This window comes from Nonomuraea rhizosphaerae (assembly GCF_019396405.1).
Classification (GTDB): domain Bacteria; phylum Actinomycetota; class Actinomycetes; order Streptosporangiales; family Streptosporangiaceae; genus Nonomuraea; species Nonomuraea rhizosphaerae.
Genome location: NZ_JAHKRL010000032.1, coordinates 1 through 9,334, shown reverse-complemented (window position 1 = coordinate 9,334; position 9,334 = coordinate 1). Strand labels below are relative to the sequence as shown.

Below are 9,334 nucleotides of genomic sequence, written 5' to 3'. Positions count from 1 at the left end.
CATCGTAAAGTGCGAAATTTCGGGCGGCGTCCTCGCCGGCCTCGGCCGCGTCCAGCGCCCGCAGCGCCGCGGCCGCCGCCGGCGCGATCGCGTCGAAGACCCCCAGCAGCGCGTGCGACCCCGACCTGATCAGCGACGGGTAGTTGAAGTCGTCCCCGGTGTACAGCCGCACCCCGCCGGGCAGCGCGGCCCGCAGCCCCACCTCGTGCTCCTCGTCCAGCAGCGACACCTTCACCCCGTCGACCTTCGAGGCGTGCGCGTGGACCAGCTCCAGGAACGACGAGGTGGCCGCGGCGACGTCGGGTGAGCCCCAGTACCCGGCGAGCCGGGGGTCGAACATCTCGCCGAGCCAGTGCAGGATCACCGGCCGTTCGGCGAGGCCGAGCAGCTGCCCGTACACCTCGTGGTAGTCCTTGGGCCCCGTGGCGGTCCGGGCGAGCTGCCGCGACGCCATGACGATCACCCCGGCGCCGGCGGCCTGCACGGTCTCCATCTGCTCGGCGTACGCGGCCGTGATCGAGCGCAGGTCGGCGGCGTCGGGCGCGTGGTCGGTGCCCGCGCCGCACGACACCAGCGCGGCCGGGTCGCCCGACGTGGCGGCCTCGGCGGCCGTCAGGCGGATGAGCTCGCGGGTGGCGGCCCAGTCCAGGCCCATGTTCCGCTGGGCCGTGTCCATGGCGTCGGCGACGCGCAGCCCGTGCGCCCACAGGTGCCTGCGGAAGCGCAGCGTGGCGTCCCAGTCGACGGCGGCGGGGGAGCCGGGCGTGTTGTCCCCGAGCGGGTCGGCCACCACGTGCGCGGCCGCGTACACGACCCGGCTCGTGGCCGGGCCGGTGACGGCGGGCCAGGTCACCGGCTCGCGCAGGGTGTAGGTGCCGCCGGGGAGGGCGATGTTCACGGCCGCGGCACCTCGATCCGGCGGCCCTCGGCCGACGAGCGCAGCCCCAGCTCGGCGAGCTGCACCCCGCGCGCCCCCGACGCGAAGTCGTTCGGGAACGGCGCGTCCTCGCACACGTGCCGCACGAACGCCTCCCACTGCACCTTGAACCCATTGTCGAACTCGACGTTGTCCGGCACCTCCTGCCACCCGTCGCGGAAGCGGGCGGTGGCGGGCAGGTCGGGGTTCCAGACGGGCTTGGGGGTGGCGGCGCGGTGCTGGAAGCGGCAGTCGCGCAGCCCGGCGACCGCGCTGCCGAGCGTCCCGTCCACCTGGAACTCCACGAGTTCGTCCCGGTTGACGCGTACGGTCCAGGACGAGTTGATCTGGGCGACGATGCCGCCCTCCAGCTCGAAGATCCCGTACGCGGCGTCGTCGGCGGTGGCCGCGTACTCCTTGCCGTCCTCGTCCACCCGCGTGGGGATGTGCGTGACGGCCTTGGCGTAGACGGAGCGGACGCGGCCGAACAGGTTCTCCATGACGTAGTGCCAGTGCGGGAACATGTCCAGCACGATCCCGCCGCCGTCCTCGGCCCGGTAGTTCCAGGACGGCCGCTGCGCCTCCTGCCAGTCGCCCTCGAACACCCAGTAGCCGAACTCGCCGCGCACCGAGAGGATCTGGCCGAAGAAGCCGCCGTCGATGAGCCGCTTCAGCTTGAGCAGTCCCGGAAGGAAGAGTTTGTCCTGTACAACACCGTTCTTGACCCCTTTGGCCTTGGCGGCGTCAGCGAGCGCGACAGCCTCCCGAACGGACTCGGCCGTGGGTTTCTCGACGTAAATGTGCTTGCCCGCCTCGATGGCCCGCAGCACCGCTTTCACCCGGGCGCCCGTGACTTGGGCGTCGAAATACAGCACATTGTCGGATTCGGCGAGTGCTGCGGCCAAATCAGTTGTGTAGTGGGAAATGTGGTGGGTTGCTGCAATGTGGGCAAGCTTTTCCGTGTTCCTGCCCACCAGGACCGGCCTGAGCTTGACCCGGCTGCCGTCGGAGAGCGCCACGCCGCCCTGCTCGTTGATGGCCAGGACCGACCGGACCAGATGCTGGCGGTAGCCCATCCGGCCCGTGACGCCGTTCATCACGACGCCGATCGTGCGCACGCTCATGGGGATCCTTTCACGGAAAGCGCTTTCCCGAACGGTACGACTGCCTGCGCAGGGGCGTCAAGTGGACATCACCCGTAGACGTGCCTAGAGCTCGCCTTTCGCCTCCAGCCGGGCCAGCGCCTTGGCGAGCGGACGGACGGTCAGGGAGAGCTGCCACTCGCGTGCGCCGAGCTTGCGCAGGCGGGCCGTCACGCTCTCGTCGGTGATCTCCTCGGGTGGCTCCCAGGTGAGCCTGCGCACGGCGTCGGGCTGCAACAGGTTCTCGGTCGGCATGCGGTGCTCGTCGGCGAGCGCGGCCACGACCGCGCGGGCGGCGGCCAGCCGTTTGGCCGCGGCGGGGTCGCGGTCGGCCCAGCGGTTGGCCGGGGGCGGCCCGTCGCCGGGCGTGCTCGGCTGCGGGAGCTGCGACTCCGGCAGCCCGCGCGCCCTGCTCACCGCCGCCAGCCAGTCGCTCATGTGCCGGCGCGCGCTGCGCCCGGTGAACGCCGTGATCTCGGTGAGTGCCTTCTTGGTGCGCGGCACCTCCAGCGCCGCCGAGACGATCGCCGAGTCGGGCAGCACCCGGCCGGGCGCCAGGTCGCTCTCGCGGGCGATGCGGTCGCGCATGGTCCACAGCTCCCGCACGATCGCCAGCGCGCGCGTGTTGCGCACCTTGTGGATGCCCGACGTACGCCGCCACGGGTCGGAGCGCGGCATCGGCGGCGGGGTGTTGAGCACGGCGGCGAACTCCTCGCGCGCCCACTCCAGCTTCCCGCTCTCGCTCAGCTCGGCGTGGAGCACGTCGCGGAGCTCGACCAGCACCTCGACGTCGAGCGCGGCGTAGCGCAGCCAGTCTTCGGGCAGCGGCCTGGTCGACCAGTCCGCCGCCGAGTGGCCCTTCTCCAGCCGCAGCCCCAGGACGGTCTCGACCATCGTGCCGAGCCCGACCCGCTCGTAGCCGAGCAGCCGCCCGGCCAGCTCGGTGTCGAACATGGAGCGCGGCCTGAACCCCACCTCCAGCAGGCACGGCAGGTCCTGTGACGCGGCGTGCAGCACGATCTCCGCGCCGGAGACGGCCTCGTCCAGCGCGGACAGGTCGGGGCAGCCCATCGGGTCGATCAGCGCGGTGCCCGCGCCGGCCCGGCGCAGCTGCACCAGGTAGGCGCGATTGCCGTAGCGGTAGCCCGAGGCCCGCTCGGCGTCGACCGCCACGGGACCGGTGCCGCTCGCGAACGCCGCCACGGTGCCCGCCAGGGAATCGGCGTCGGCGACGACCGCCGGGATGCCCTCACGCGGCTCCAGCAGGGGGATGACGGTCCGCTCTTCTGTCATGAGATCACCGCTCTCATGACGCTTGTGCTGTATTGACTGGTGCCCTCACTTCGTACGGTCACTCTCCGGATCTTCACGTCGGCGCGGCATGGCGGCCACGTCGGGAGGAAGCGGCGGGATTCCCGCCGCCAGGCACATGAGGTCGCACCAGGCGGCGACATGGCCGGAGAGATCCTCATGCGCGGGCGACCAGGACGCCCTCAACTCCAGTTCGGTGCTGACCGGGTCTTCGGCCTTGTTGCCGAAGCCCTCGGACACGGCTCTTGTCACGGTACCGCCAGCGGCGGAGTATTCGGCGTCATGAGCCTCAAGCGCTTCGGTCAGCCAGCTCCACGCGACCGGGCCGAGCAGCGGGTCGGAGGTGATCTCCGGCTCCATGTCGGCGCGCACGTAGGCCACGAGCCGGAACGGCCCCTCCCAGCCGCGCTGGCCGTCGGGGTCGTACAGGAGGATCAGCCTGCCGACCGCCAGCTCCTCGTCGTCGCCCTGGCCGCCTTCGGCGGCGCTGTAGACGGAGGCGCCGATGGCGGCCGAGAACGGGGCCAGCCGCTGGGGGGCGGGCAGGTCCTCGAGCTCGATCTCCGGCCTGACCTCGGCCTGCCGCAGGCTCTCGACCGCTCGCCTGAAGGGGGCGGGGGCCGGTGGCAGCTCACCGATGGTCATAGCCGAAGCGTAGGTCGAGGAGGGGCGGAAGGGGACCACGGGGGTGCTCATGGTTGGCGATCAAACCGAGGCCGTAACCAGCGAGCCGGCCGGCACACGGGTGGGCGCGTGGTCCCCGGCCACGAAGCCGAGGGTGATCGCGTGGCCGCACTCCTGGCAGGCCCACTCGGGGCACTCACCCGCCCCGTGCCCGTCAGGGCACGGCGGCTGCTCGAACTGCCGCTCAGCATCGCAGCCAGCGCAGCGCTCACTGCGGCGTTCTGCGGAACTCCACAACGCGGTCATCGCACCAGTCATTGAACCGGGGCCTTTCTTCGGGTCGTGGCTCCGACGTTGGCACGCCGCGCTGACAATTCCGCGCAACGCGCTCGGCGTGTCCCGAAAGTGGATGCTGAATCGATGCCGCGCGGTGGCTTGGCGAACATTTGATCCAGACAGGACCGGCTTTCTGCTCTTCCATGGGGTGTGTTCGACCCGTGCGGGGCGCCGATGCCGAGCCGGCCGGTAAACATCCATCCTGCTATCTGATCATGATTTTGGTCGTCCAATGCATACTTTTCCGACACGTTGTTGCCGTGGCCGGAGCAGGCCGAGGTCATGGGACCCTTGAAGGGTGAATCTCGCCGACCCCGTCTCCGGCCCTGTCCCTGGCCCCGTCCCCGGCCTCACGTCCGGCTCGGCCTTCCTGCGGGCCTGCCGCCGTGAGCCCGTCCCGCACACCCCGGTCTGGTACATGCGGCAGGCCGGGCGCTCGCTGCCCGAATACCTGAAGGTCCGCGAGGGCGTCCCGATGCTCACCGCGTGCGCGACGCCCGACCTCATCGTCGAGATCACCATGCAGCCGGTCCGCCGCTACGGGGTCGACGCGGCCGTCTTCTTCAGCGACATCGTCGTGCCGCTCAAGGCCATCGGCGTCGACCTCGACATCAAGCCCGGCGTCGGCCCGGTCGTGGCCGACCCGATCCGCGACGCTGCCGGGGTCGCGACGCTGCGCCCGCTGGAGCCCGGCGACGTGTCCTACGTGAGCGAGGCGATCCAGGCGCTGACCGGCGAGCTGGGCGCGACGCCGCTGATCGGCTTCGCGGGCGCGCCGTTCACGCTCGGCTCGTACCTGATCGAGGGCGGCCCGTCGAAGAACCACGACCGCACCAAGGCCATGATGTACGGCGAGCCCGCGCTCTGGCACGCGCTGATGGAGCGGCTCAGCGGCATCGTGCTGGAGCACCTGCTCATCCAGGTGCGGGCCGGGGCCTCGGCGATCCAGCTGTTCGACTCGTGGGTGGGGGCGGTGGCGCCCGGCGACTACCGGGAGTTCGTCCTGCCCCACACCCGCCGCATCTTCGACGGCCTGGCCGGCCTCGGCGTGCCGCGCATCCACTTCGGCGTCGGCACCGGCGAGCTGCTCGGCGTGCTCGGCGAGGCGGGGGCCGACGTGGTGGGCGTCGACTGGCGGGTGCCGCTCGACGAGGCGGCCCGCCGGGTCGGGCCGGGCAAGGCGTTGCAGGGCAACCTCGACCCGGCCATCCTGCTGGCCCCGTGGGAGGTCGTCGAGCGCAAGGCCCGCGAGGTGCTGCGCAGGGGGGCGGCGGCCGAGGGCCACGTGTTCAACCTCGGCCACGGCGTGCTGCCCTCGACCGACCCCGACCAGCTCAAGCGGCTGACCGACCTGGTGCACGAGGGCCTGGCTCACGACGCCTGAGTCTCCGCCGGGTCGGGCGGGACGACGGCCGGACGACGGCGGCGGGCCAGGAAGACCACCAGCGCGACCAGCGGGACCGCCATGGCCAGCCACGGCAGCAGGACGCCGATCACCGTGGCGGCGACCTTGGCGAACGACACCAGCGCCTCCCAGCCCGTCTTCAGGCCGCCGACGAAGCCGGCCGGCTCGTCCGACGGCTCCTCCACGACCGTGACGGGCCCGACCAGCCGCAGCGTCAGCGTGGCCATGCCGGTCTGGGCGGCCAGCTCCTTCTGCTGGGCCTGCAGCGACTCCAGGTCGGCCTCACGGGTGGAGATCTCCCGCTCCACCTGCAGCACCTGGCCGATCGTGTCGGCCTTCTTCAGCAGCGTGCGCAGCGACTCCAGCGACTCCTGCGCCGACTTCAGCCGGCTGTTGACGTCGGCGACCTGCATGGTGACGTCCTGGGTGCCCTGCTGGACCGAGAGCTGCTTGCCCAGGTTCTTGCCGAGCGCGGCGAGCACCTCGTTGTAGCGGGCGGGCGGGATCTTGAACTCCAGCATGGCGGAGGCCTCGCTGCCCTCGGCCGAGTTCGACTCCTCCTTGGACAGGTAGCCGCCGGCCGCGGTGACGATCTGCTTGGCCTGCAGCCCCGCCCCGGTGACCTCCTTGGCCCGCACGGTCATGCTGGCGGTGTAGATGACCTGGCGGTCCTGCTGGACCACCTTGACCTTCGAGGCCAGATTGTCGGACTTGGCCTCCTGGGGCACCGCCTGGGTCCTGGCGGCGTCCGAGTCCGTGGCCTGGTCGGCCGCGGCCCGGCTCTGGCCGTCCGCCATCTCGGGAGCGGCGGCCGGGGCGGCCGCGCCTGACATGGACTCGCCGCCTCCGCCGCAGCCCGCCAAGAGCAGGGTCACGCAGACGGCGGTGAGCGCTGCGCCGTACCGGAATCTCTCCATGCCCGTAAGACGGACGGCGGCTCGACCTGGTTTGACGGCGGGTGTCACGGTCAGATCACGTGATCTCTCAAGGAGGCCGTGACCTTGTCCGGCCCCGGACAGCCGATCGAGCCCATGAGGCGGTAGCGTCGGGTGGCGTGGCAGGTAAACGGGCGCACGTGGTCGTCGTCGGGGGCGGCATCTCAGGGCTGGCCGCCGCGTGGCACCTCGGGCGGAGCGCGGGCGAGCGCGTCGACGTGACCGTGCTGGAGAGCAGCCCCCGCATCGGCGGCAAACTGCTGGCCTCCGAGGTGGCGGGCGTCACCGTGGACGCCGGCGCCGAGTCCATGCTGGCCAGACGGCCCGAGGGAAAAGACCTGGCCAAGGCCGCCGGGCTCGGCGACGACCTGATGGACCCCGGCACCACCCGCGCGGCCGTCCACACCAGGGGCGCGCTGCGGCCGATGCCCAGGAGCCAGGTCATGGGCGTGCCCGCCGACCTCACCGAGCTGGCCAGGTCGGGCATCGTCTCGCCCGGCGGCCTGGCCCGGGTGCCACTGGACCAGATCCTGCCCGCGACGCTCGTGCGCACCGACGTCTCCGTGGCCGCGTACGTCAGGGCCCGCATGGGCGGCGAGGTGCTCGACCGGCTGGTCGAGCCGCTGCTCGGCGGCGTGTACGCGGGCCGCGCCGACATGCTGTCGCTGGAGGCCACGATGCCCCGGGTCGCCGAGGCGGCCCGCTCGGAGCGCTCGCTGCTGTCGGCGGCCAGGCAGATCGCCGCCGAGGCGCCCCGCGACGCCGGGCCCGTCTTCACCTCGCTCAGGAAGGGCATCGGCAGCCTGCCGGAGGCGGTCGCCAAGGCCTCGGGCGCCAACATCCGGACCGGCGTCACCGTACGGGAGCTGCGGCGCACCCCCGGCGGCTGGCGGCTCGTGACCGGCCCCGTGCCCCGGCCCGAGATCGTCGACGCCGACGCGGTGATCGTCGCCCTTCCAGGGCCCGCCGCGAGCAGGCTGCTGCGGGCCGAGGTCCCCAAGGCGGCCGGCGAGCTGGCCAGGATCGACTACGCCAGCATGGCCATCGTCACGCTGGCCTACCCGCTGCACGCCTTCCGGTCGCTGCCCGACCAGAGCGGCTACCTCGTGCCGCCCGTGGAGGGGCGGCCGGTCAAGGCGGTCACGTTCAGCTCGGTCAAGTGGCCGCACCTGACGCGCGAGCTGGTGATCGTACGCTGCTCCATCGGCAGGATCGGCGAGGAGCAGGTGCTCCAGCGCGACGACGCCGAGCTGGTCTCCCTGGCCACCGCCGAGATGGGCGGCGTCATGGGGGCGCGCGGGCTGCCGGTGGACACGCGGGTCTCCCGCTGGGGCGGGGCGCTCCCGCAGTACAACGTCGGCCACCTCGACCGGGTGGCCCGCATCCGCGCCGCCGTGGCCGTCGAGCCGGGGCTGGCGGTGTGCGGGGCCGCGTACGACGGGCTGGGCATCCCCGCGTGCGTCTCCACCGGACGTACGGCGGCGGCCCGGATTCTGGACCACCTCTCGCCTGACGGAGAATGGGACCATGACTGACGGCGCAGCGCGGCCCAAGGCCCGCGATCTCAACCAGGTGATCCGCTACACGATGTGGTCGGTGTTCAAGGCGGCCACGCCGTCCCCCGACGACCGCGACGGCATGGCGGGCGAGGTCACCGAGCTGCTGGAGCAGGCGGCGCTGAAGGACGTGGTGACCAGGGGGCTCTACGACGTGGCGGGGTTCCGCGCCGACGCCGACTACATGTTCTGGTGGCACGCGCCGACGGCCGAGGACCTCCAGGACGTCTACTCCCGCTTCCGCCGCACCACGCTGGGCCGCCACAGCACGCCGGTGTGGTCGGCGATGGCGCTGCACCGGCCGGCCGAGTTCAACAAGTCCCACATCCCGGCGTTCCTGGCCGAGGAGGAGCCGCGGGCGTTCGTCAGCGTCTACCCGTTCGTCCGGTCGCTGGAGTGGTACCTGCTCGACGACGGCGAGCGGCGGGCGATGCTGGCCGAGCACGGGAAGATGGCGCGCGACTACCCGGACGTGCGGGCCAACACGGTGGCGTGCTTCGCGCTGAACGACTACGAGTGGATGCTCGCGTTCGAGGCCGACGAGCTGCACCGGATCGTGGACCTGATGCGTCACCTGCGCGGGGCGCGGGCCCGCGAGCACACGCGGATCGAGATCCCGTTCTACACGGGCGCGCGCAAGCCCGTACGAGAGCTGATCGCGGCACTGCCGTAAGCCCGTACGGGAGCTGATCGCGGCGCTGCCGTAAGCCCCTCGCGGCCCCATACCGGGGCAAGTTGGCGATCCAACTGAATTGATCTACCGCTCCTTGTCACAATCGGGGGGAATCCCTCACCTGCGCGAGGGTGTCACGTTCCAGGGGGGCGGACGGCGTGCGGCGGTCGGAAGGGCACATCTCGGGGCGACACGCGGCGGAACGGTCCAGCACCGGCGAGAGCCGTGGGGCACAGCGGTCCAGTGCCGGCGAGAACCGTGGGGCGCGGCGCGCCGGGCACCGCCGCCGTCGCGGCCACCGCGTCAAGGCGCGGCGGGCATGGGCCGTGGGACTGTCGGCGGGCGCGCTGGCCCTGGTGGGCGGCGCCCTCGGCCTCGCCGGCGTCGTCCCCGGAGTGCCGGGCACGGCCCGGACCGCCGCCGGGGGAGCGGCCGC

Annotated in this window: 8 protein-coding genes; 3 read left to right on the top strand and 5 right to left on the bottom strand. The window is 72.2% G+C overall.

Features of this window, described 5'->3' with window-relative positions:
• The 4 genes from KME77_RS01545 to KME77_RS01530 all read right to left on the bottom strand — a co-directional run.
• Positions 1-898 (bottom strand): DUF993 family protein (locus KME77_RS01545; protein ID WP_219460765.1); only part of this gene is annotated, 898 nt, incomplete at its 3' end.
• A complete protein-coding gene (locus KME77_RS01540; RefSeq protein WP_219460762.1) occupies positions 895-2,040 on the bottom strand; it encodes a Gfo/Idh/MocA family protein in 1,146 nt (381 codons plus the stop codon). The genes KME77_RS01545 and KME77_RS01540, both read right to left, overlap by 4 nt.
• Before the next feature lie 84 nt (positions 2,041-2,124).
• The gene (locus KME77_RS01535) at positions 2,125-3,351 is read right to left on the bottom strand and encodes a ribonuclease D (RefSeq protein ID WP_219460759.1); all 1,227 of its coding nucleotides are present in this window, start codon (positions 3,349-3,351) and stop codon (positions 2,125-2,127) included.
• 45 nt (positions 3,352-3,396) lie between these two features.
• Positions 3,397-4,014, bottom strand: coding sequence for a DUF3000 domain-containing protein (locus KME77_RS01530; protein ID WP_219460755.1), 618 nt, complete (start codon positions 4,012-4,014; stop codon positions 3,397-3,399).
• 685 nt (positions 4,015-4,699) lie between these two features.
• Between KME77_RS01530 and hemE the strand changes: the two genes are divergently transcribed.
• A complete protein-coding gene (gene hemE / locus KME77_RS01525; RefSeq protein ID WP_281423995.1) occupies positions 4,700-5,713 on the top strand; it encodes a uroporphyrinogen decarboxylase in 1,014 nt (337 codons plus the stop codon).
• Here hemE and KME77_RS01520 read toward each other — a convergent pair.
• On the bottom strand, positions 5,701-6,651 hold the full coding sequence (locus tag KME77_RS01520; RefSeq protein ID WP_219460749.1) for a DUF4349 domain-containing protein: 951 nt from the start codon (positions 6,649-6,651) through the stop codon (positions 5,701-5,703). The two genes, hemE and KME77_RS01520, sit on opposite strands and share 13 nt — an antisense overlap.
• 137 nt (positions 6,652-6,788) lie before the next feature.
• On the opposite strand from KME77_RS01520, the gene hemG reads away from it, so the two are divergent.
• Together hemG and hemQ are read left to right on the top strand one after the other, a co-directional pair.
• On the top strand, positions 6,789-8,204 hold the full coding sequence (gene hemG / locus KME77_RS01515; RefSeq protein ID WP_219460732.1) for a protoporphyrinogen oxidase: 1,416 nt from the start codon (positions 6,789-6,791) through the stop codon (positions 8,202-8,204).
• Positions 8,197-8,898, top strand: a complete 702-nt coding sequence (gene hemQ, locus KME77_RS01510) for a hydrogen peroxide-dependent heme synthase (RefSeq protein WP_219460728.1) — start codon at positions 8,197-8,199, stop codon at positions 8,896-8,898. Before hemG ends, hemQ begins: the two co-directional genes overlap by 8 nt.
• Positions 8,899-9,334: the final 436 nt, after the last annotated feature.